Origin of the sequence: Ensifer meliloti (assembly GCF_030064585.1) — a bacterium.
Taxonomy (GTDB): Bacteria; Pseudomonadota; Alphaproteobacteria; order Rhizobiales; family Rhizobiaceae; genus Sinorhizobium; species Sinorhizobium meliloti.
Genome location: NZ_CP120365.1, coordinates 2,636,803 through 2,657,435 on the forward strand (window position 1 = coordinate 2,636,803; position 20,633 = coordinate 2,657,435).

At 64.1% G+C, this 20,633-nt stretch carries 22 protein-coding genes and 1 pseudogene; 5 read left to right on the forward strand and 18 right to left on the reverse strand.

Features of this window, described 5'->3' with window-relative positions:
* Positions 1 to 33 precede the first annotated feature (33 nt).
* Entirely contained in the window at positions 34 to 1,290 is a 1,257-nt protein-coding gene (locus PZL22_RS19570) for an aminopeptidase (protein WP_004435431.1), read from the reverse strand.
* 70 nt (positions 1,291 to 1,360) lie between these two features.
* Positions 1,361 to 2,047 carry a glutathione S-transferase family protein gene (locus PZL22_RS19575; RefSeq protein WP_004435423.1) on the reverse strand — a complete coding sequence of 229 codons (687 nt, stop codon included), beginning with the start codon at positions 2,045 to 2,047 and terminating at the stop codon, positions 1,361 to 1,363.
* Positions 2,048 to 2,127: 80 nt separating this feature from the next.
* On the opposite strand from PZL22_RS19575, the gene PZL22_RS19580 reads away from it, so the two are divergent.
* Positions 2,128 to 2,580, forward strand: a complete 453-nt coding sequence (locus PZL22_RS19580; RefSeq protein WP_004435420.1) for a MarR family winged helix-turn-helix transcriptional regulator — start codon at positions 2,128 to 2,130, stop codon at positions 2,578 to 2,580.
* A gap of 291 nt (positions 2,581 to 2,871) precedes the next feature.
* Here the strand turns inward: PZL22_RS19580 and ybaK are convergent, their stop codons facing one another.
* The 6 genes from ybaK to PZL22_RS19610 form a co-directional block, all read right to left on the reverse strand.
* Positions 2,872 to 3,345 carry a Cys-tRNA(Pro) deacylase gene (gene ybaK, locus PZL22_RS19585; RefSeq protein WP_004435416.1) on the reverse strand — a complete coding sequence of 158 codons (474 nt, stop codon included), beginning with the start codon at positions 3,343 to 3,345 and terminating at the stop codon, positions 2,872 to 2,874.
* Between the two features lie 3 nt (positions 3,346 to 3,348).
* Positions 3,349 to 3,699 (reverse strand): ArsC family reductase, encoded by a 351-nt coding sequence (locus PZL22_RS19590; protein ID WP_004435411.1) that lies wholly within the window; start codon positions 3,697 to 3,699, stop codon positions 3,349 to 3,351.
* A 196-nt stretch (positions 3,700 to 3,895) separates the two neighbouring features.
* Positions 3,896 to 5,065 carry a tyrosine aminotransferase gene (tatA, locus tag PZL22_RS19595; protein ID WP_004435408.1) on the reverse strand — a complete coding sequence of 390 codons (1,170 nt, stop codon included), beginning with the start codon at positions 5,063 to 5,065 and terminating at the stop codon, positions 3,896 to 3,898.
* Positions 5,066 to 5,162: 97 nt separating this feature from the next.
* Positions 5,163 to 6,224: a M14 family metallopeptidase gene (locus tag PZL22_RS19600; RefSeq protein WP_004435407.1), complete on the reverse strand. Its 1,062-nt coding sequence runs from the start codon at positions 6,222 to 6,224 to the stop codon at positions 5,163 to 5,165.
* A gap of 97 nt (positions 6,225 to 6,321) precedes the next feature.
* Complete coding sequence (locus PZL22_RS19605) at positions 6,322 to 6,909, reverse strand: hypothetical protein (RefSeq protein ID WP_004435406.1); 588 nt, start codon at positions 6,907 to 6,909, stop codon at positions 6,322 to 6,324.
* A 4-nt stretch (positions 6,910 to 6,913) separates the two neighbouring features.
* Positions 6,914 to 7,243 carry a hypothetical protein gene (locus PZL22_RS19610; RefSeq protein WP_004435405.1) on the reverse strand — a complete coding sequence of 110 codons (330 nt, stop codon included), beginning with the start codon at positions 7,241 to 7,243 and terminating at the stop codon, positions 6,914 to 6,916.
* Between the two features lie 130 nt (positions 7,244 to 7,373).
* On the opposite strand from PZL22_RS19610, the pseudogene PZL22_RS19615 reads away from it, so the two are divergent.
* The 3 genes and pseudogenes from PZL22_RS19615 to PZL22_RS19625 form a co-directional block, all read left to right on the forward strand.
* A pseudogene (locus PZL22_RS19615) lies at positions 7,374 to 7,497 on the forward strand (VirB8/TrbF family protein); the annotation flags it as partial.
* An 86-nt stretch (positions 7,498 to 7,583) separates the two neighbouring features.
* Positions 7,584 to 7,826 (forward strand): type II toxin-antitoxin system Phd/YefM family antitoxin, encoded by a 243-nt coding sequence (locus PZL22_RS19620; RefSeq protein ID WP_010968496.1) that lies wholly within the window; start codon positions 7,584 to 7,586, stop codon positions 7,824 to 7,826.
* Positions 7,826 to 8,251, forward strand: coding sequence for a type II toxin-antitoxin system VapC family toxin (locus tag PZL22_RS19625; protein WP_003529815.1), 426 nt, complete (start codon positions 7,826 to 7,828; stop codon positions 8,249 to 8,251). Before PZL22_RS19620 ends, PZL22_RS19625 begins: the two co-directional genes overlap by 1 nt.
* A 29-nt stretch (positions 8,252 to 8,280) precedes the next feature.
* Here the strand turns inward: PZL22_RS19625 and guaA are convergent, their stop codons facing one another.
* The 3 genes from guaA to PZL22_RS19640 form a co-directional block, all read right to left on the reverse strand.
* The gene (guaA, locus tag PZL22_RS19630; protein ID WP_003529809.1) at positions 8,281 to 9,843 is read right to left on the reverse strand and encodes a glutamine-hydrolyzing GMP synthase; all 1,563 of its coding nucleotides are present in this window, start codon (positions 9,841 to 9,843) and stop codon (positions 8,281 to 8,283) included.
* Between the two features lie 106 nt (positions 9,844 to 9,949).
* Positions 9,950 to 10,588, reverse strand: a complete 639-nt coding sequence (locus PZL22_RS19635; protein ID WP_003529808.1) for a 5'-methylthioadenosine/S-adenosylhomocysteine nucleosidase — start codon at positions 10,586 to 10,588, stop codon at positions 9,950 to 9,952.
* Positions 10,585 to 11,037, reverse strand: a complete 453-nt coding sequence (locus PZL22_RS19640; protein ID WP_003529806.1) for a PaaI family thioesterase — start codon at positions 11,035 to 11,037, stop codon at positions 10,585 to 10,587. The genes PZL22_RS19635 and PZL22_RS19640 overlap by 4 nt, the downstream gene beginning before the upstream one ends.
* Positions 11,038 to 11,197: 160 nt before the next feature.
* On the opposite strand from PZL22_RS19640, the gene PZL22_RS19645 reads away from it, so the two are divergent.
* A complete protein-coding gene (locus PZL22_RS19645; RefSeq protein WP_015445544.1) occupies positions 11,198 to 11,749 on the forward strand; it encodes a GNAT family N-acetyltransferase in 552 nt (183 codons plus the stop codon).
* Here PZL22_RS19645 and PZL22_RS19650 read toward each other — a convergent pair.
* The 7 genes from PZL22_RS19650 to PZL22_RS19680 form a co-directional block, all read right to left on the reverse strand.
* Positions 11,698 to 12,831, reverse strand: coding sequence for a DUF1513 domain-containing protein (locus PZL22_RS19650; RefSeq protein ID WP_003529804.1), 1,134 nt, complete (start codon positions 12,829 to 12,831; stop codon positions 11,698 to 11,700). The genes PZL22_RS19645 and PZL22_RS19650 overlap by 52 nt on opposite strands.
* A gap of 218 nt (positions 12,832 to 13,049) precedes the next feature.
* Entirely contained in the window at positions 13,050 to 14,039 is a 990-nt protein-coding gene (locus tag PZL22_RS19655; RefSeq protein WP_003529803.1) for a magnesium transporter CorA family protein, read from the reverse strand.
* Between the two features lie 219 nt (positions 14,040 to 14,258).
* Complete coding sequence (locus tag PZL22_RS19660; RefSeq protein ID WP_003529792.1) at positions 14,259 to 15,386, reverse strand: imelysin family protein; 1,128 nt, start codon at positions 15,384 to 15,386, stop codon at positions 14,259 to 14,261.
* Positions 15,386 to 16,936 carry a di-heme oxidoreductase family protein gene (locus PZL22_RS19665; RefSeq protein WP_003529790.1) on the reverse strand — a complete coding sequence of 517 codons (1,551 nt, stop codon included), beginning with the start codon at positions 16,934 to 16,936 and terminating at the stop codon, positions 15,386 to 15,388. Before PZL22_RS19665 ends, PZL22_RS19660 begins: the two co-directional genes overlap by 1 nt.
* 48 nt (positions 16,937 to 16,984) lie before the next feature.
* Positions 16,985 to 18,265 carry an imelysin family protein gene (locus tag PZL22_RS19670; protein WP_003529789.1) on the reverse strand — a complete coding sequence of 427 codons (1,281 nt, stop codon included), beginning with the start codon at positions 18,263 to 18,265 and terminating at the stop codon, positions 16,985 to 16,987.
* A gap of 154 nt (positions 18,266 to 18,419) precedes the next feature.
* Positions 18,420 to 19,709 (reverse strand): RsmB/NOP family class I SAM-dependent RNA methyltransferase, encoded by a 1,290-nt coding sequence (locus PZL22_RS19675; protein WP_003529788.1) that lies wholly within the window; start codon positions 19,707 to 19,709, stop codon positions 18,420 to 18,422.
* A 136-nt stretch (positions 19,710 to 19,845) separates the two neighbouring features.
* Positions 19,846 to 20,220, reverse strand: coding sequence for a septal ring lytic transglycosylase RlpA family protein (locus tag PZL22_RS19680; RefSeq protein ID WP_003529787.1), 375 nt, complete (start codon positions 20,218 to 20,220; stop codon positions 19,846 to 19,848).
* Between the last annotated feature and the right edge of the window lie 413 nt (positions 20,221 to 20,633).

Sequence of the window (20,633 nt, forward strand, 5' to 3'; positions counted from 1 at the left end):
CAGGCGGTTGAGGGGCTCATCGGGCCCGCAGTGTCAGGCCCACTCGCCTTTGCGCATGACGGGCACACGGGCGCCGTCCGCACGAACCCCGTCGATGTCCACCTCGCCCGAGCCGATCATCCAGTCGATATGGATCAGGCTCGAATTGCCGCCCTGGGCGCGGATCTGCTCCTGGCTGAGGCTCGCCCCGTCGAGGAAGCACTTCGAATAGCACTGGCCGAGCGCGATGTGGCAGGAGGCGTTCTCGTCGAAGAGGGTGTTGTAGAAGAGGACGCCGCTGGCCGAGATCGGAGAGGAATGGGGCACCAGCGCCACTTCGCCCAGCCTTCGGGCGCCCTCGTCGGTGTCGAGCACCTTGTTCAGCACCTCCTCGCCGCGTGACGCCCTGGCCTCGACGATGCGGCCGGCTTCGAAGCGCACCTGGATATTGTCGATCAGCGTGCCCTGATGGGAGAGCGGCTTCGTGCTCGACACATGGCCTTCGACGCGCAGCGCATGCGGCGTAGTGAAGACCTCTTCCGTCGGGATGTTCGGATTGCAGGTGATGCCGTTCTTGGCGACCGAGGCGCCGCCATGCCATTCGTGGCCGTCCGCCAGCCCGACGGTGAGGTCGGTGCCGGGGCCGGTGAAATGCAGCGCGGCGAAGCGCTCCTCGTTCAGCCAGGCCGAACGGCGGTGCAGATTGGCATTGTGCTCTTTCCAGGCGGCGATCGGATCGCCGACGTCGACGCGCGAGGCGGCGAAGATGGCATTTGCCAGCTTTTCCACGGCAACCGCCTCGGGATCGTCAGGGAACATCTGCTTCGCCCAGGAGGGGTTCGGATAGGAGACGATGTTCCAGTTGATGTCGAAGTTGGAGATCTTCTCGAGCGCCGGCTTGTAGGCGATCGAGTTCGCCTTGTTGGCGCGGGCGACCTTCGCCGGATCCTGAGCCGAAAGCAGCATCGGGTTGTCGCCGGCGATGGCGAGGCGCGCAGCACCTCCCGCATAGGCCTTGGCCATGCCCTCGTAAAGCCAGTCGCTGGCGCGGTCGAAACTCTCGTCCGGCGCATGGGCATAGCGGGCAAGCGTCGCTTCCTCGTCGGCATAGAAGGTCGTCACCAGTCCGGCGCCTGCCATATAGGCGTGCTTGGTGATGAGGCGCACGAGCGGCAGCGCCGCGATCGGCGCGGTCATCACCAGATCCTGGCCCTTCTGCAATTGCAGACCGACCTTGATGGCGACCTCGGCGAGCTTTTCGAGCTTGACCGGATCGATTGGATTCCTTGTGGATTGGAGGGGGGCGTTCATGGCTGCTCCTGCGCGTCTTCTTGCGGATGTCAGCGGTTTTAGACCGGTTCCGCCGAAAACAGAAGCTCCTTCAGGCAGCCACCCTTTCCGTCTTGAGCAGCGCTGCCTCGTGCTTCTCGAGGAAGGCCATCAGCCGCTGCGGGTAGTCCTCGCCGACCGCGGCTTTCACGCTCGGCCTCCCGGCCAGCGCCTCGCGCCAGGCGGTGACGCGCGGCAGGCCCTGAAAGACGCCGCTGTCGGAAATCGTGTCGAACACGTCGAAATAGCGGAAGATCGGCGCGAAGACGGCGTCGACAAGGCTGAAGGCGCTGCCTGCAAAATAGGGGCCGCTGCCGAGTTCCGCCTCGACGGTCGCGAACTTCGACTTGAGCACGTTGCGTTTGGCTTCGAGCGTGGCTCCGTCCTGCGTTGTTTCGTAGACCCAGAGGTCGGAGAGGATTGCGGAGCCGAACTCCATCCAGCCGCGATGGCGCGCCCGCATCAGCGGATCGGCGGGATGCAGCTTCGGTCCGGCCTGTGTTTCCTCCAGATATTCGCAGATGACGGTGCTCTCGAAGAGGATCGCTTCGCCGCCATCCTGTGAAATGCGGAGCAGCGGCACCTTGCCGAGCGGCGAGATCTTCAGGAACCAGTCGGGCTTGTTGGCGAGATCGATATCGACGCGCTCGAAGGGCACGCCTTTTTCGTGCAGCACAATCGCAGCGCGTTGCACATAGGGGCAGAGATGGTGGCTGATCAGGGTGAGCTGCGCCGTCATGGTCGTCTCCTGTCGGTATTTAGATGCGTCTGCATATAACGCGGCTTGCCAAACGCGTCAATATGGATGTAATTGCATCTATGGGCGTGAAGAGGACGGATAGCAGCGAGCCGACCGCTGCCGCGACAGAGGCATGGATCGGTCTGATGCGGGCGCAGCGACGCGCGCTTTCGGCCATCGAAAGGGACTTCAAGGCGGCGGGCCTGCCGCCGCTTGGCTGGTACGACGTGCTGTGGGAGCTCGTGAAGGCCGAAGGCGGCCGTTTGCGCCCCTTCGAGATCGAAGCCCGCACGCTGCTTGCCCAATACAACCTCTCCCGCCTGATCGACCGGCTGGAGAAGGAAGGCCTCGTGCAGCGAGAGGCATTCGACGAGGACGCGCGCGGCTGCTGGGTGGTCGTCACCGGGAAGGGCCGTGCGATGCGGGAGCGCATGTGGCAGACCTATGGGCCATCGATCGCGCGTCACGTCGGCGCAAAGCTCGGCGAAGAAGAGGCAGGCGCGCTTGCCTCTCTGCTTTCAAGGCTCGGCTGACACCTAGGACCTGTGGACACTTATGGATAGGGGTTTGATTTTGCACAAATCGGTCAATGCCAAGGATTTTTCCGCAGCAAAGGGTTGCCCCCTTTGCAAGGGAAAAGCCGCCGGCAGTGGGCGATTTGTGCAAAACCCTTCGGGCGGCCCATATTGCGGTGCCTTGTCGCGAAAAATCCGGCTTGCAGGCGGACGGCCTGCGGCGCCGGATTTTCCACGAAAGTCCCTCGCAATTTGGGCCGTCAAATCCCTAGCCATAAGTGTCCACAGGTCCCAGTCCTTTTAAAGAAATCAGGCGATCAGAGATGCGGCAACCGCACGCAATGCGGCTTGCGCATCCTTGGGCGCAAGCCGCACCTGCAGGCCGCGCTGCCCGCCATTGATGAAAACCAGCGCTTCGGCAAGGGCCGCTTCCTCTATCGCAGTCGGGACCGTCTTTCTTTGCCCGAAGGGGCTGATGCCGCCGACGTGATAGCCGGTGAGCCGCTCGGCGTCCGCCGGTTTCATCATGCTCGCCGACTTGCCGCCGAAGGCTGCGGCGAGCTTCTTCATGCTCACCTCCCGGTCCGAAGGCACGATGCAGCAGACCGGCTTGCCGTCCACCTCGGCCATCAGCGTCTTCAGCACACGGGAAGGGTCCTCGCCGAGCGCCTCCGCCGCCTGCAGTCCGACGCGTTCGGCGCCGGGATCGTAGTCATAGCTGTGAACGGTGAAAATGACGCCGGCCTTTGCGAGGGCCTGCGTCGCCCGGGTTGTCTTCGACATGGTCTACGCCCCGAATTCGGCTTCGTAGAGTTCCGGCTTGAAGCCGACGAGCAGCTTGCCGTGGGCCTCGAGCACCGGGCGCTTGATCATCGACGGCTGCTCGAGCATCAGCGCGATCGCCTTGTCGGCCGTCAGGTCCCGCTTGTCGGCCTCATCCAGCTTACGGAAGGTGGTGCCCGAGCGGTTGAGCAGCGTCTCCCAACCGAGTTCGGCGCACCAGCGCTCGAGTCGCGCACGATCGACGCCTTCCGCCTTGTAGTCGTGGAAATCGTAGGAAGTGCCGCGGCTGTCGAGCCAGTTCCGGGCCTTCTTCATCGTGTCGCAGTTCTTGATGCCGTAGATCGTAACCGTCATGCCGAATCTTCCCGCTCTTCCAGATGCGGGAAGACATAGCCGGGCGCCGCGCGTCGGAAAAGGCCTGGAGACAGGACAGGAGCGGGATGAGGAAAAGTGTGTGCGGTTTTCCGCCCGCATCCCGCTCGAACCTATCGGAACCGGTCACGTTCATGCTTTTAGGTCGACCCGGCCTAAAAGCATCGTGATCTAGAGATCAGAGACTGGTGAACTTGCCGGCAACCTCGGCGGCTTCCGCCGTCTTCAGCCCGGCGATGTTGATGCGGCCGGATGCCGGCATATAGATGCCGTGCTCGGTCCTGAGCCGCATTACCTCCGCTTCGGAAAGCGGCAGCATGGAGAACATGCCCTCCTGAACGGCGACTGCGCCGAGGCTCTGCCAGCGGGTGCGGAGTCCCTCGGCAAGCGACCGCCGGAGGCCCGTCATCCTGAGCCGCATCGTCTCGAGCTCCTCCGCCCAGTCGCGCCTGAGTTCCGGGTCGTTAAGGATCGTCCGCACGACGGCTGCGCCGTGATCCGGCGGCATGGAATAGCTGGTGCGGGCGAGGCCCGCGAGGTTTGAGCGCACCCTGTCCGCCGAGGCAGACGAGCTGGTCCGCGCGAAGATCGCGCCCGTGCGCTCGCGATAAAGCCCGAAGGACTTCGAGCAGGAAACCGCGACGAGCGCTTCCGGGACCACGCCGAGAAGATGCCGGAGGCCCGCGACATCCTGGTCGAGGCCGCGGCCGAACCCCTGATAGGCGAGATCGACGAGCGGCAGCAGGCCGCGCTCGGCCACCAGCGCGGCGATCTCCATCCATTGCGCTTCGCTCAGGACGCCGCCGGTCGGGTTGTGGCAGCTTGCATGCAGCAGCACCGCATCGCCAGATGCGGCGCCTTCCAGCGCGCTCACCAGGTTATCGAAGATGACCGACTGCGACGGAATGTCGAAGAAGTCGTAGGTGGCGATATCGAGCCCTGCCGCCTTGAAGATCGGCGCGTGGTTCGGCCAGCTCGGCAGCCCGAGCCAGAGGCCTCGGCCGCCCATGCGCGCGATGAGGTCCGCCGCCAAACGGAGCGCGCCGGAGCCGCCGGGCGTCTGGACGCCCGCAACATGGCTCCGCTCGATCGTGTCGCCGCCGACGAGTTCCCAGAGCCGATCGAGAAAGACGAGGTCCCCTTCGGGGCCGATATAGGCCTTGCTGTCCTGTGTTTCGAGAAGCCGCTTTTCCGCCGCCTTGACGGCCCGGAAGATCGGCGTGCGTCCGGTCTCGTCGCGATAGACTCCGACGCCGAGATCGACCTTTCCGGGGCGCTCATCGTTGCTGAACAGGCCGATCAGGGCCAGCAAGGGATCGTCGGCTTGGCGGGCGAGGGCGTCGAACATCCGGTATTCCTTGTGGAGCAGTGGATCGGATCATAGTCGTTTCCCCCAGCCGGAAAGGCAAGCGGGTTCCGCGCCGCGACCGGTCGAAACGACGGGTTCAGGCCTCCAGCGTCCCCGGCTTTCGCGCCGCACGCGAAGGCTCGGCGCAGGCGATCTTCATCAGGTCGGACCGGCGGCGGGCGAGACGGGTGGAGACGCGCGTGACGATGAGCCCATTCTGCGGCGCCCGGACCTCGACGGTGCCCCCCGGAACGCCGGGCCTGACCAGGATGGTCGCCAGCAGTTCCCCGGCCTCGACGCTGTCGCCGATATTGCGGTGGAAGAGGATCGCACCGGTCTCCGGTGCGCGGATCATCTCGATATTGTCGAGCGGCACGGTCTTGCCGGCGAAAGCCGGAAGGCCGGCGCCGGTGCTCGCAACGACTCCGCGGCCGGCAAGAAAGCGAAACATGCCTTCGGCGTCCTTGAGCGCAATGTCCGGATAGACGTCGCGCGTGCCGCGCAGTTCCACGGTCACCGACAGGCGGCCGGGCAGGGCGGTCCTGCGCTCGCCGTCGCTCTCGTGCTTCCATGCATGGGCGACCGCCTCCTCGAAGGCTGAGCTTTGCCCGTCGGAGAGGAACACCGCCTGCATGTCGAGGGCCGCGGCAAGATCGGCGGCCTCCGGCCAGAAGGCCTCGTCGATATAGGCATATTGCAGCCCCTCGTCGTCGCAATGAAGATCGAGCACCAGCTCGGCGCCGAGCGCCATGTCGAGAAGATGCCGCTTCAATCGATCGATGGCCGAATATCGGTCCGGCTCATCGAGCAGGCCGTCACCCTCGCCAAGGGAGAGCAGCGGGAAGTCGCGGTTGAAGTTGGTGCGCGAGCCGAGATCGAAGCGGCCCTGCAGCTCGCCGAAATGCGCTTGCGCGGCGCCGATCGGATTTGCCTGCGGAACGATGGTGATATCGCCGAGAATAGCGCCGTCCTCATCCGCCTGGCGGAGCTTCTCAAGCAGGAAATGCAGAAGCGCGGTGCCCGGCAGTTCGTTGGCGTGCAGCGCCGCCTGGATATAGGTGCGCGGCGCCGCAGCACTTGCCCCCTTGAACCGGAACACCGGCAGCCGCCATTCGACACCCGGCGTATCGCCGGCGATGATGATCTCGGAAATGTCCACTTCGTCTCGTCCTCAAATTCGGAAAACCGGTTATGAGGCTTGGCATCGTCGTCTTGCAAGCCCCGACAACGGCTGTAGGCCGTAGCTGTCGCCGATCTCAATCCTCTTCGACCGTCGGAAGGTCGAGAGCCGAGCGCAGCACGCCGACGCCGCGCTTGTAGAGCATCGCATATCGCGCCGGCGCCAGCAGATCGGCTCCGGGCGTGAATCCGGGGATGATCTGGTTGAAAGGAACCGCACCGCAACCGGGCGTGAAGCAATCGCGTTTGCCCTTGGGACACTCGTTGTAGCGGCAGAGGCGACCGAGATAGCGATCGCTTCCCGGCTCGAACAAAAAGGTATCGACCCTGTTGTCCGGAACACTCATACCGGCTCCGGCTTCGAATGCCTGGCGCAAGGAGCGGGCGCATGCCTTGCGCAGTTCGGCGAGCCGCTCTTGCGTGTCGAGCCAGAGCGCCATGTCGAGATCACCGCATTCGTGCCAGACCTCGATGCCGCTGCGGCGGAACTCCCTGAAGCGAGGGACCTCCTTCCAGAGCGGCTTTGCGACCGAGCCGATGACGGCGATCGCCTGAACTTCAGGGAACTCGGCCCACGCGCGGGCGACGATATCCGCCGCCAGGCGATAATCTTGCTGCAGCTTGAGAAGATATCGATTCTGGCTGTCTATCTCGGAGCGCCGCACGGTTTCACCCTAAGAGCTTCATGAAATTGGGCTTGCGGCCATAGCGCGTCTTCAGCGATTCCACATAGATGGTTTGCTCGGCCGCGCCACGCAAGCCGCCGATGCGCGCGAGCAATCGAGCGGCTTCCTGGTGACTTTCGCGAAAGCTGTACTTGCTGCCTCGCCACCTGCCAAAGATGTCGAGTGGGTAATTGAATTTCGTCGGGCGAATTTCCGGCAGCAGTCGCGGCTTGAGTGTCTCGGCGATGAACCGTTCGCATGCGGTGGCGATGTCGGCTTTGTCGTTATCGGATAGCGCTTTCACCCTCACCCATTTCCATTCCTGCTTTGCCATGGGCTCCTCTCCGGCGGCATCGGCGAAGCCAGACTATATAGTAGCGTTTCCGAGACAATGGCCGTCGCACGGATATCCTCAGCGAAGATCTGCTAAGAGCTGGATGAGGAAAAGTGCGCTGCTGGCAGCGGAAGTCCGCCTCGATCGCGGCGCGGGCGCGCTCAACGACTACGCCCGCACCAACGATCCCTTCACCAAGGTCGGCCAAGCAGCAGATCGCCGTGGACGTTACCAGCGTCATTCGCGCTTCGCCGATAATTCCGCGTCGCTGGCGGCGACATTCACTGGAATTCTTAAAGTCAGCACGCTATATGACTATCTACATGGTCAGGAGGGTGACGTGGACGCAGTCAATCTGGCGGATGCCAAGGCACATCTGAGTGAGCTTGTCGATCGGGTCGAGGCGGGGGATTCGATCGAAATCACCCGGCGCGGAAAGCCTGTCGCCCGGCTTACGGCCGTGGCCAGGCCGCGCAAGCGGATCGATGCAGCCCTGCTCCAGTCGCTTACGGCGACCATGCCGCTACAGTCCGGCAGCGCCGCCGATCTGGTGCGTTCGATGCGGGATGACGATCGCTACTGATGCTCTATCTGGACACGTCGATGATTGTCGCGGCCCTTTCCAACGAAGCGATGACGCCGCGTGTCCAGGGCTGGCTGGCGGAGCAGGATCCGGCTGAACTGCTGATAAGCGACTGGACCGTCACTGAGGTTTCCTCAGCCATGGCGATCAAGCTGCGGACCGGCCAGATCGACCTGGAGCAGCGCGCCGCGGCGCTTGCGATATTCAACAAGCTGGTCGCCGAGAGCTTGACCGTGCTGTCCGTGACGGGCGGACAGTTTCGGGCTGCCGCCAAGTTCGCCGATCAACACATGCTCGGGCTTCGCGCCGGCGATGCGCTGCATCTTGCCGTGGCGTCGGAGCATGGCGCTACGGTTCACACACTCGATCGTCGACTTGCCGAGGCGGGGCCAGCGCTCGGCGTTCCGACGCGACTTATGGTTTGATCGCGACTGACTGCCGGGAGCCTCTTATCTCACTCCCACTCGATCGTGCCCGGCGGCTTCGACGTGACGTCGTAGACGACGCGGTTGATGCCGCGGACCTCGTTGATGATGCGGGTGGCGGCGCGGCCGAGGAATTCCATGTCGTAGTGGTAGAAGTCGGCGGTCATGCCGTCGACGGAGGTGACGGCGCGCAGCGCGCAGACGAATTCGTAGGTGCGCCCGTCGCCCATGACGCCGACCGTCTGCACGGGAAGCAGCACGGCGAAGGCCTGCCAGATGGCGTCGTAGAGGCCGGCCTTGCGGATCTCGTCGAGATAGATCGCATCGGCTTCGCGCAGGATTTCCAGCTTCTCGCGCGTGATGCCGCCGGGGCAGCGGATCGCGAGGCCGGGGCCGGGGAAGGGATGGCGGCCGATGAAGCTTTCGGGCAGGCCGAGTTCGCGGCCGAGCACGCGGACTTCGTCCTTGAAGAGCTCGCGCAGCGGCTCGACGAGCTGCATGTTCATGCGCTCCGGCAGGCCGCCGACATTGTGGTGCGACTTGATCGTCACCGAGGGGCCGCCGGTGAAGGAGACGCTTTCGATGACGTCAGGATAGAGCGTGCCCTGGGCGAGGAAATCGGCGCCGCCGAGCTTCTTGGCCTCTTCCTCGAAGACCTCGATGAAGAGACGGCCGATGATCTTGCGTTTGGTCTCCGGATCGCTGACGCCTTCGAGCTCGCCGATGAAGCGATCGGAAGCGTCGATATGGAGCAGATGGAGGTTATAGTGCTCCTTGAACATGGCGACGACGTTCGCCGCCTCGTCCTTGCGCATCAGACCATGGTCGACGAGGATGCAGGTAAGCTGATCCCCGACCGCTTCGTGGATGAGGAGAGCTGCCACCGAGGAATCGACGCCGCCGGAAAGCGCGCAGATCACCTTCTTCTCGCCGACCTGCTTGCGGATCGCCTCGACCGCCTTAGCGCGATAGGCCGACATGGTCCAGTCGCCGGTAATGCCGGCGATCTTGTGGACGAAGTTGGCGATGAGCTTCGCGCCGTCAGGCGTATGCACCACTTCCGGGTGGAACTGGACGGCATAGTACTTGCGCGTTTCATCGGCGATGAAGGCGAAGGGCGCATTGGACGAGGTGGCGACGACTTCGAAGCCCTCGGGCAATGCGGTAACCCGGTCGCCATGCGACATCCACACTTGGTGGCGCGAACCGAGCGACCAGAGGCCGTCGAAGAGCGGGCAATCCTTTTCGACCTCGAGGAAGGCCCGGCCGAATTCCCGGTGATGGCCGCTCTCGACCTTGCCGCCGAGCTGGGCGCACATGGTCTGCTGGCCGTAGCAGATGCCGAAGACCGGCAGGCCGCTGTCGAAGATGACGGAAGGCGCGCGCGGCGAGCCGGTATCCAGCGTCGAAGCCGGGCTGCCGGACAGGATCACCGCCTTCGGCTTCAGACGATGGAAGCCTTCCTCGGCCGACTGGAACGGCACGATCTCGCAATAGACGCCGGATTCGCGCACGCGCCGGGCGATGAGCTGCGTCACCTGGCTGCCGAAATCGACGATGAGGACGGTATCGGGATGGGCTGTCTGGGTCATAGCGGGCCTTCAAGCAAGCTTGATCATGGCGAGCCTTTAATGAAAGCCCGCTGCCGGCGCAACGATAACATTGCACCCGGACAATCAAGCATCCGCTACAGAACGCTCAGAGCTGGATCTCGCCTTTCTCCAGCGCCGCCTCCAGCTGGTCGACGGCGGCCGCAAGCTTCTCGTCGATGACGTGCAGATACTCGGTCCAGTCGCCGACATGCTTCAGTTCCGCCTTGCCGTCCGAGATGCCGCGGAGCCCTATGAGCGGAACGCCGAAAGCCTGGCAGGCGCGCAGGACTGCGAAGGTCTCCATCTCGACCATGTCGGCGTCGATCTGCTCATAGGCGTTGCCGGAGACGATATCGGCGCCGGTCGAAAGCCGGGCCTTCCTAACGCCGGGAATGCTGAGCGGCAGTTTGACGACCGCCGGCAGATCGAGGAAGGGCGTTGCGCCCTTCTCGAAGCCGAGCGGAGAGGCATCCATGTCGCGATAGGCGACGGAGATCGCCTGGTAGACTTCGGTCTGTTCGAGCGTCGCGGAGCCGGCCGAGCCGAGCGACACGACGAGGTCCGGCAGGCTGCCTTTCGCGTCGAACTCCGCAAGCGCCCGGGTCAGGCTTACGGCCGCTTCGACCGGTCCGACGCCCGTCATCAGCGGCGCGATCCGGCCACGGAGGCAAGGGCCGTACTCCGCATCCACGGCCATCACATAGAGGATGTTTCTCCCCGCTACGGCTTTCAGCTCGAAACTCATCCTTCGATACCCTCGCGTCCGCGCACCACCATCATCGTTCCGGTCATCGAGGCGATGAGCTTGGCGGGTCCGTCGGACCTGACCGCATAGGCCCGCCCGTCGGAAACGATGATGGTCGTGCCGGGCTTCGTCACCTCCCCGCGAAACAGGAACCGCTCGCCGCGTCCGGGCGAGAGAAGATTGACCTTGAACTCGATCGTCAGCAGCGATGCCTCGGGGTCGATCACCGAATAGCCGGCATAGGTCCCCGCCGCATCGAGCGCGGCGGAAATCACACCGGCATGGAGAAGGCCGTGTTGCTGCGTCAGCTTGGCATCGAAGGGCAGCTCGATCTCGACCGTTCCCGGCTCGACGCGCGTGAGCTCGGCCCCGATCGTGCGCATGGCGGCCTGTCGCCTGAAGCTTTCCCGGATGCGCTTCTTGAAGTCGGGGGGATCGCTCTCATCCATCGGTCGGCCGGCCTTGATTTCCTCGGAGCACCACTGTGCGAGTTTTCCGGACACTGGCATGCCGGTTGCAGCGCGGCAAGCGTAATTCAAACGCACCGGGGACGATCATTTCCAGCCGTTCATGGTTTTGCGGCGAAGCGGCGACACCTATATGTTGCCTATGAAGAGCTTCCGGCGCATCGAAATCCGGCCGGCCGTTCCCGACGATCTCATGATGATCGCTTCGGTCCTGGTCAGCACCTGGCGTGCGACGTTTCGCGGCATCATCGCGGATGCCTATCTCGACGCCATGACCGTTGAAGATCAGGCCATCCGGCACGCGCGGCGCATGCGCTTTCCGGGCTCCTTCATGATGGCCGCCGCCGACATGGCCGAAGGGCGGGTGATCGGCTTCGCCAATTACGGCAAGGCCAGGGGCATGCCGCCCGCTTTCGATCGGGAACTCTACGAGCTCTATCTCCTGCCGGAGTTCCATGGCGCCGGGCTCGGTTCCGCCCTGGTGCGCAGCGTCGCCGCCCATTGCCGCGAGACGGGGGGCACGTCGCTCTTTGCCTGGGTGCTGAAAGACAACCCCAACAGGGCCTTCTACGAGCGGCTCGGTGCCCGCGCGGTGGGCGAGGGCCGGGTCGGCGTCGGCAGAGAAAGCCTGGATCAGGTTGCTTATCGCTGGGATGATCTCGTGACGCTCTCGGACTTCGGTGCGTCGACCTGATCGCCGAGCCGGACGATGTGCTGGTCCCAGGCGACGGCACTCACGCGCTTCTCGAACCGGCCGCCATAGGTGGAGACGGCAAAACCGTGCTTCGCCGCGGCAACGCCTGCTGCGTCCGTTACCTGTTCCTCCCTGAGGACGGCGCCCGTTTTCGCGTCCAGGGTGACGGCGACGTTGCCCTTGGGAGAGGTGAGGCCGACCAGTCCGTCGCGGCGGTTGACCGCGATGGCACCGACATAATTGGCGAGCGCCGCCGTGGTGCGTTCCGGCAGACCGACGAAGGTCAGGTCCTCGCCCTTGGCGAAGTGCCCGACCAGCGGCGGAAGGTCGTTGCGCGCGCCCTCGTATTGGCAGGCGAACCAGACACGTCCGTCAGCGCCGGTGTCGACATGGCGGGTCGAAAGGCGGTTGAGATCAGGCGGCAGCACATGCTTCTCGATGAGCGCCCCCGTCGCGGCGTCTACGAGGGCGAGGCTCGGCTCCATGCGGTCGAGATTGAGCTTGGTGCGGCCGAAATCCGGGTGGGTCTCGATGCCGCCATTGGCGATTGCGAGGGTGCGTCCGTCGGCGGCCAACGTCATGTCGTGGGGGCCGATACCGTAAGTCGGGAATTCGCCGATCCGGGCAAAACCCCGGCGGCCGTCATAGATGCCGACCATGCCGCGATTGGCGGAGAAGTCGTTTTCGGTCGCATAGAGCAGACGGCCGTCGGCCGAGAAGCAGCCGTGCCCGAAGAAGTGGCGGCCCTCGGCGGAGGTGATGACGACCGGCTCGGCGGTGCCGTCCGGCGCAAAGATCATGGCATAGGTGCCCGGCCGCCGGGCAAAGGCGACCGCCCGCCGGCTTGCCGGGGAGAAGGTCATGCCGTGCGCACGCGCCGGCAGCAGCCTGCGCTCCACGATCTCGCCCGCTTCCGTGAGCGTCGCGACCCCGTAGCTGCCATCCGGCGCCATGAAGGCCGAGGCGAAGACGGCATCGGCCCTTTCCAGGGCGAAGGCGCCCCGGGGGGAAAGCGCCGCCGCCCAGGCGGCACCCGCCATTTTAACGAAGCTGCGGCGGTCGATGAGGGTATTGGTCTTCATGCGATTTCCTGCAACGGGCGGAGACGAGGGAACCCCCAACCCCTCCCCACAAGGGCCACAAGGGGGAGGGGCTTTGCCCCGCGGCGACCCCAGCCATTTTCCCTCCTCGCGCTTGGCGCGACGGATTGGTGGATCGGGGCGGGGTGGCCTTGCCGGCCCCTCCCCCTTGTGGGGAGGGGTTGGGGAGGGGCCTTTTGACCTTAGGCTCGACCTCCACCTTACAGCCAACCTCGGCGTTTGAAATAGACATACGGCAACAGGGCCGAGGCGAGCATCAGTATCAGCGCATAGGGATAGCCGAACCGCCAGGTGAGTTCCGGCATCACCTCGAAGTTCATCCCGTAGATCGAGGCGACGAGCGTCGGCGGCAGGAACACGACGGCGGCGACCGAAAAGATCTTGATGATCTGGTTCTGCTCGAGGTTGATGAGCCCCAGCGTCGCGTCGAGCAGGAAATTGATCTTGTTCGACAGGAACAGCGCGTGGTCTCCAAGGGATGCCGCGTCGCGCTGAACGAGCTTTATCCGCTGCCGGCTCTCCTTGGCCGCCTTGCGGGGCGTGCTCCCTTCGATGGCGACGTGATAAGCGACGAGCCTGCCAATGCTGACGAGGCTTTCGCGGATGACGGTCAACAGGTCGCCCTTCTGGCCGATCTGCTCGATCAGCGACTGCAGGTCGCGCGTCTTCTTGGTGGCGCTGGCGTTCGACTTGCGGAAGACCTCCCGCGAGATCTGATCGACGTCGTTGCCGGCGCGCTCCAGGGCATCCGCCGTACGGTCGATCATCGCCTCCAGCAGGCCGAGCATCACGAGCTCTCCCGTCTCGCAAGCCGCGCCGTTCGGCTTCATGATGCGGTTGGCATAGACCTGGAAGGGCTTCGGTTCCGCGTGGCGGACGGTCACGAGTGTCGCGCCTTTGAGGATGAAGGTGACGGGCACCTTGGCCGGGTAATCGCTGTCGAGCTTGGCGGTCGCCGTCATCGTCATGAACTCGGCGCCGTCCTCCTGGTACAGTCGGTCGGAAAGTTCGATTTCCTGCATCTCGTCACGGGTCGGGATGGCAATGCCGAGGCGCTCCTCGACAAGGCGCGTTTCCTCGCTCGACGGATTGAAGAGATCGAACCAGATCACCGGTTCCTGGCATGCGAGGCCGTCGAGGGGGTCGACGAGCACAAGACGGCTGTTCTGGCTTTTGTAGATGCGCAGCATTTCAGGGCTCCATGGGGCCGAGTCATCCGACCGGCGGAGCCCTGATCAAATCAGGTCCGGACGGCCGTGAGCATGAAGGCTCGACTTCGACTGTCGGGGTTCATCTTGAGTTGATCCTTGTTGGTGAGACATGTCCGCGCGGGCGGCCATGGATGCGCTTTGCTCCGAAATGCCCTGCTTGTCAACCATCGGGTTCCGCAGCGTTTTCACGTTCCCGTGTCAGTCACCGTCGGCGAAGGAGAAACCGGCGCCAAGCCCGATCGAACCGCCGAATTCGCGATTGAGCCGGTCGAGCAGATCGGCCGTGTTGAGCGCGATGAAATCGAGCGTGGCGCGCTGCCTCTCATCGGCAAGCGCTGCGCCGACAGGCCCTTCGATCCGGTCGGCAGCGGCGATCAGAGCTTTGAAGAGGAAGTCGATCGAGCCCGCGATCGAACGGCTGTCAGCCGGCAGAAGGCGCTCCATGCCGGCCGTATCGAAGAGCCTGTGCAGGGCGCTGAAACTGGCGGAGATCGCCGGCATCGTGTTGGCCGAGCGCCAGTAGATCGCAAGCTTCGGATGGCCTTTATCGGGCTTCCCGTCGACCGTTCCGGCGTAGAAGGGCCGCAGCCTCTGATCCTTTATCATCTCGACGCTGTGGACGAGGACGCCCAGAAGCGCGGTCGCGGCTTCCTTGTTGTCGCGAAAGAGCGGATTGCCCGGGCCTGGCTCCTTCCAGGCGGCCTGGATGCCGTCCGGCTTTTCCCATTCCGCAAGGAACTCGCCTGCGATGCTCCTCAGGTTTTCCGAGACGGCAAGCCCATAGCGGCAGCGAAAGCCGCCGTTTTCGCCGGAGAGGGCTTCCGCACCGGTGCCGTAGAGCACGAATTCGAGCGCCCCGAGCCCCTGGACCGCGACGCTCTTCCCCTTGAGATTTTCCGCCCTGGCGGCGCTCTCGTCTTTATTGGCGAGGATTGCCTGCACCTGCTTCAAGCCCGTGCTTTTCCGGTCGGGATAGAAGAGGAAGCGTTCGAAACGATTCTGCTCGAGGGCCGGACCGAGGCGGATGATCTCGATTGTGGACCACGTTTCGACGACGTCGGAGAAGGCCGACCGCGCGGCTTCGAGCGCGGCCTCGGAAGGTGACTTGCAGAGCGCGGCGCTCGCTTCGGAGAGGGCGTTCGTCGCCTGCGCGAGATCGCGATAGCCGGGAATGATGAAGCCGTCCACGGCCTGCGTCATTACGCTCGGCACGGCCGCCTCCTCGACGACGCGCGGGGAAAGCGCACCGCCTTCCTGCGCCGCCGCGGGGGCACCCAGGAATATCAGGCCAAGGGCGAGGGGAAGGCTCGCGAAGGGAAGGCGCATCAGAGGGACTCCAGGAATGTGATCAGGGCTTTGCGGTCGTCCTTCGGCATGGCGGCGAAGGCATTGCGTGCATTCGCCGCTTCGCCGCCGTGCCAGAGTATGGCTTCGGCCAGATTTCGGGCGCGTCCGTCATGGAGAAGGAAGCTGTGCCCACTGACGGTCTTGGTCAAGCCTATGCCCCAAAGCGGGGGTGTGCGCCATTCGCGGCCACTGGCCTCGCCGACCTGCTGGCCGTCGGCGAGGCCTTCGCCCATGTCGTGCAGGAGGAAGTCGGAATAGGGCCAGATGAGCTGAAACGCCTGCGCCTGGTGCGTGGCGTCGCGGCGGGTCACGAATTTAGGTGCGTGGCAGGCGGCGCAGCCGGCGTCATGGAAGAGCCGTTTGCCCCTCAAGGTTTCCGGAAATCTCGCCTTGCGGCGAGCAGGCACGGCAAGATTGGAGGAATAGAACGTCACGAGGTCGAGCACCGGGTCGGGCGCTTCGACCGCTCCGAGCCGCGGCTGCACGCCGTCCGGCAGATCGAGGCAGCCCGTCTGGGCAGCCGTGCAATCGCCATGACTGCGGTCGAGATCGGAGGTGGAGATGCCGATATCGACGGCAAAGGCATCGGCGACCTGCTGGCGCACGGACGGGTTCTGCGCTTTCCAGCCGAAGCGGCCGAGGGTGACGAGGCCGGTCCGGCGCTCGCGTACGAGGGCCGGCTGTCCGCTGATGCCGTCGCCGTCGCGATCCTCCGGATCGGCGCGCGCCAGAATGTCGGCCTCGTGGATGGCCTCGATGAGCCCGATGCCGATCATCGGCGAGGCGACGCGCGGCGACAGCGTCGTGGCCGCATCGAGCGGTCCGTAACCGGGGTCGGCGATCGCGTAATGCGGCTTGCGGAGCGGGACCGTTTCGCCGCCGGCAAGCGTCACCGGTTCTTCCGTATAGGTGATGTCGAGGCGGCCCTCGGCAGCAAGCCCCGGCACGGCGCTGTCCTGAAGCTGAGCACCATAGACCGGGTCGGGAAAGTTGAGCCGTGCATGGGAGGCGATCTCCGCGCGCTCGGCATCGTCGCGCGGGGGACGGGCGAGCCGAAAGAGCATCGACGTCGCGTCGACGGCCCCCTCGGGCGGACGGCCGCGTCTGTCGCGGACATGACAGCTCTCGCAGGCCCTCGCATTGTAGAGCGGCCCAAGCCCGTCCGAGGCCTGCGTGGACGACGGCGAGGAGACCCAGAGTTTTTCGAAGAGCGCCTTGCCGAGGTGGAAATCCTGCTCGTCCTCGAAAGGGAGATTGGCGGAGGCGTGCGAAAAGGCCCTCCGGTCGGGAGGTGCAGGCGTCGTCGCAGCGCCGCCCGGCATCGACTCGAATGGCTCAGGTCTGGAAAAATCGGTGGTTGGGCGCGTGACCGTCAGGACGCGCTCGAGGTCATGGGCGGAAAGGTCGTCGCGAACAGGCGCGCACCCGACACCTGCCCTTTCCGCGATACCGCCATCGCGCGACGCCGCGGGGGCGAGGCCAATGAGCGCGGCAACGGTTAGCGCTAGAAAGCGGGCGATCGTTCTCATCGAGGGAGGCCGGGCCGCCACCTGTCCGTCGCGGCCCGCCTTTTCACCTTATTGGAAGACGGCGCCAGGATTATCCAGGCTGTCGGAACCTTCAAGTTCCACCGTGCCGAGATCGAGCGCGGCGATGACGCGTTCGACGGTCTTCGCCTGGGCGATCAGCCCGTCGATCGCCGCCTGAACCGTCGCATTGCCCTCCGCGTTGCCCTCGCCGATCATCTGGTCGTAGGCTTCGCCCGTTTCTGCGCGTTTGGCCATCACCTGCATCTTCTCGACCGTTGTGGCGAGACCATCCTTCATTTCCTTGTCGAGGGCCGCGTCCTTGGCCGCGACGAGCTCGGAAAGCGAAGGGCCGGTAAGCTTGCTGCCGTCGATGCGGGTATATTCGCCGCTATAGGCCGACTGGATGCCGATCGCGTCGTGCAGGTGCGAGTTGTGGGTATTGTCGGAGAAGCAGTCGTGCTCCTCTTCCGGATCGTGGAGGAGCAGGCCGAGCTTCATGCGCTCGCCCGCGAGTTCGCCATAGGAGAGCGAGCCCATGCCGGTAAGGATCGCCACGAGGCCGGCCTTCGGATCCGCCTCGACCGCCTTGGTCGCAGCGCCGTCCGGCGTCCAGTTCGCGACCATCTCCTCGAGGTCGGAGACGAGCAGGCTCGTCGCTGCCTTCAGATAGGCGGCGCGGCGGTCGCAATTGCCGTTGGTGCAGGCCTTGGTGTCGAAATCCGTATAGGGCCGGTTGCCGGCGCCCGGGCCCGTTCCGTTCAGATCCTGCCCCCACAACAGGAATTCGATCGCGTGATAGCCGGTCGCGACATTCGCCTCGATGCCGCCTGCCTCCTGCAGCGTGCCGGAGAGGAGCTCCGGCGTGATGTTCGTGGCATCGACATCCTGTCCGTCGACCTTGATCGTCTTGTTGGCGATCACATTGGCGGTGAAGAGGGCGTTCTCATCGCTCTCGCTGCCGTAGCTGGCGTCGACATAGTCGATGAGGCCCTCATCCAGCGGCCAGGCATTCACCTTGCCTTCCCATTCGTCGACGATCGTGTTGCCGAAGCGATAGACTTCGGTTTCCTGATAGGGGTTGCGTGCCCTCAGCCAGGCCTCCCGCGCGGCCTTCAAGGTCTCCTCGCTCGGGCCTGCGATCAGTGCATCCACGGCCTTTTCCAGCGCTTCTGCCGTGGCCAGTGCATCTTCGTATTTGGCGTGCGCAACGGCCGCGTAATGCTTGACGACCGCGGCTGCGTCCGTCGCCGCATTCGCCGGCTGCAACGCCAGCGCCGATGTCGCCGTCATGAGCGCCAGCGCCGCGGCGCGGATGAAATTCTTGGACATGACCCTCTCCTTGTTGCTCGTCGATAGAGCGTACAGCTCCAACCCCGTGAAAAGCGCAAGAGTCATGGACCAAAAGTAAACTGGTGTCAAAGTGTATAGTTTAGAACGGCTTGAAGTTGCCGCCCGCCGCGAACGGCCGGAATCCCCGGGCGGCCTAACGCTTCCTGCCCATGAGACAGAAGAAGAATCCGTCGGTTCCGGTCGATGCCGGTGTCAGCGTGACGGTCTTCATATCGGCGGACCAGGGCTGTGGCTTATCGGTGCCGAAGAGCGCCGCCCAGTTGTCGGCGGCCGAGAGGACCTCGAATTCCGGATTGTCCTCGCAGAAGCCGTAGACCTGAGCCTCGTTCTCCTCCGGAAGGACGGAACAGGTGACGTAGATCAGATGTCCGCCGGGGCGCACGAACTGGGCGGCACCGGCAAGCGCCTCCTCTTGCTGGGCCAGTCGTTCCTCGAGGTTCTTCTGCGTCAGGCGCCATTTCGTGTCGGGGCGGCGCCGCCAGGTTCCGGTCCCGGTGCATGGCGCATCGACAAGCACGCGATCGACCCGCCCGATGAGCGATGTGAGCGACTCGGTCGACTCGTGCACCTGCACGTTGCGGGTGCCGGCACGCTTCAGACGCTCGATAATGGGCGCCAGCCGTTTGCGGTCGGCGTCGTAAGCGTGGACCTGGCCCTTATTGTTCATCGCCGCCGCCATGGCCAATGTCTTGCCGCCGCCGCCGGCGCAGTAATCGAGGACCTGCTCGGCCTCGCCAGGCAAGGCGAGGTCTGCGACAATCTGCGAGCCCTCGTCCTGCACCTCGAACCAACCCTTCTGGAACGAGATTTCCGCCGTTACGTTCGGCAGGCGCGATGCGCCCTCGCCGGCGGGAATGCGCACACCGTGCCGGGCAATCGCCGCAGGCTCGGCGCCGCTGCGCTCCAGCGCCTTCAGCACCTTTTCGCGCGTCGCCTTCAGCGTGTTGACGCGCAGATCGAGAGTCGGCCGGCCGGCAAGAGCCTTCGCCTCGGCGAGCCAGTCGTCGGAGAAATTCTCTTCGAACGAGCCTTGCGTCCATTCCGGAATATCGCCCTGCACATGCAGGGGAGCATCTTCGAGCCGTCGCTGGGCGAAGGCCTTCATCATCGCTTCCGAAGGCGCTTCGGGCGCGAACCTGTCGTCGGCGAGTTCCGCCGCAAGCGTGTCGGCGCGAAAGCCCCATTGCCGGTACATGACCGCATGGCCGAGGGCTACCGGGGTGTCGCTGTCCATGAGGTAGGCGTGGGAGAGTTTCATCCGCAGGGCATCATAGACGATGTTGCCGATGGCGGCGCGATCGCCGGAGCCGGCGAAGCGGTGGGACAGGCCCCAATCCTTGAGGGCATCGGCGACGGGTCGCCTGCGCTTTTCGATATCGTCAAGAACCTCGATGGCTCCGGAGAGCCTTCCGCCCAATCGCATCTTCGATGAACTCCTTTTTCGCCGTGGTAGCGGCGATGACATCGAAGAGCAAGACGGCGGCCGCATTATGTAAGGGGCGCGACCGGCCCTTGCAGTCTGGCTCGCCCGAGATGAACCGGGCGAATCCTGCGCATCGTCAGGAATTGACGACCGTGTAACAGATGCTGGCGGTGCCGGAGCGGATCATGCCGATCTTGGAGGCGGCCGCCTTGGAGAGATCGATCACCCGGCCGCGAATGAACGGGCCGCGATCATTGATCCGGACGACGACGGACTTGCCGTTACGCTTGTTGGTCACCTGGACCTTCGTGCCGAATTTCAGTTTGCGATGCGCGGCGGTCAGGTGCGCGGCATTCATTCTTTCGCCGGAGGCCGTTTTGGAGGAAAGCGCGTACCAGGATGCTCCCCCGCAACCAGCGCCTGCTGCCTGACTTTCGGATGCCGAGACCAAGCCCATCCCGACGGTGAATAGTGCTGCCGCGGCAGCAGTCTTGATTTTCGCTGGCGTCAAGCGATGCCCCCTTCGGTTTGAAAAATTCGTCAGTTCCCTTTGTTGATCGAGCTAATTGAGGTGAAACATGGCAAAAACGTGCTTCAACCGTTAAGTTCTCATTAGGAATGTCTGAAGACCTGTTGATTTTAAAAATAAACAACAGATTGAATTAGTTTAGAATTGCGAGGGAAGTTCTTTGGAATCAGCAACTAAGCGCTGCTGGCGGCGCGCCGGCCCGCGCAGCGACGCCTCTCGCAAATAAAATCATTAAAATTTTCGCCTTGCATGAAAAATCGGGAATCGCGACCGTTGAATTCTTGCTACTAGCGTCAAGGTTGTGGAAAATGGCGAAGTATAGACCGAATAATGACAGCATAATCGTGTCAAGGCGATTCGCGTGAAATCAATACTTTCAAAACGGCGTTAGACTT

Bases quoted from the DNA above. Each gene is read 5' to 3' on its own strand.
- PZL22_RS19645 (WP_015445544.1), top strand. From the start codon at position 11,198: ATGAAGAGCTTCCGGCGCATCGAAATCCGGCCGGCCGTTCCCGACGAT.
- PZL22_RS19590 (WP_004435411.1), bottom strand. From the start codon at position 3,699: ATGACGGTTACGATCTACGGCATCAAGAACTGCGACACGATGAAGAAG.
- PZL22_RS19665 (WP_003529790.1), bottom strand. From the start codon at position 16,936: ATGAGAACGATCGCCCGCTTTCTAGCGCTAACCGTTGCCGCGCTCATT.
- ybaK (WP_004435416.1), bottom strand. From the start codon at position 3,345: ATGTCGAAGACAACCCGGGCGACGCAGGCCCTCGCAAAGGCCGGCGTC.
- PZL22_RS19570 (WP_004435431.1), bottom strand. From the start codon at position 1,290: ATGAACGCCCCCCTCCAATCCACAAGGAATCCAATCGATCCGGTCAAG.
- PZL22_RS19575 (WP_004435423.1), bottom strand. From the start codon at position 2,047: ATGACGGCGCAGCTCACCCTGATCAGCCACCATCTCTGCCCCTATGTG.
- PZL22_RS19640 (WP_003529806.1), bottom strand. From the start codon at position 11,037: ATGGATGAGAGCGATCCCCCCGACTTCAAGAAGCGCATCCGGGAAAGC.
- PZL22_RS19625 (WP_003529815.1), top strand. From the start codon at position 7,826: ATGCTCTATCTGGACACGTCGATGATTGTCGCGGCCCTTTCCAACGAA.
- PZL22_RS19650 (WP_003529804.1), bottom strand. From the start codon at position 12,831: ATGAAGACCAATACCCTCATCGACCGCCGCAGCTTCGTTAAAATGGCG.
- PZL22_RS19580 (WP_004435420.1), top strand. From the start codon at position 2,128: ATGGGCGTGAAGAGGACGGATAGCAGCGAGCCGACCGCTGCCGCGACA.
- tatA (WP_004435408.1), bottom strand. From the start codon at position 5,065: ATGTTCGACGCCCTCGCCCGCCAAGCCGACGATCCCTTGCTGGCCCTG.
- PZL22_RS19660 (WP_003529792.1), bottom strand. From the start codon at position 15,386: ATGCGCCTTCCCTTCGCGAGCCTTCCCCTCGCCCTTGGCCTGATATTC.
- PZL22_RS19670 (WP_003529789.1), bottom strand. From the start codon at position 18,265: ATGTCCAAGAATTTCATCCGCGCCGCGGCGCTGGCGCTCATGACGGCG.
- PZL22_RS19655 (WP_003529803.1), bottom strand. From the start codon at position 14,039: ATGCTGCGCATCTACAAAAGCCAGAACAGCCGTCTTGTGCTCGTCGAC.
- PZL22_RS19635 (WP_003529808.1), bottom strand. From the start codon at position 10,588: ATGAGTTTCGAGCTGAAAGCCGTAGCGGGGAGAAACATCCTCTATGTG.
- PZL22_RS19610 (WP_004435405.1), bottom strand. From the start codon at position 7,243: ATGGCAAAGCAGGAATGGAAATGGGTGAGGGTGAAAGCGCTATCCGAT.
- guaA (WP_003529809.1), bottom strand. From the start codon at position 9,843: ATGACCCAGACAGCCCATCCCGATACCGTCCTCATCGTCGATTTCGGC.
- PZL22_RS19675 (WP_003529788.1), bottom strand. From the start codon at position 19,709: ATGCGATTGGGCGGAAGGCTCTCCGGAGCCATCGAGGTTCTTGACGAT.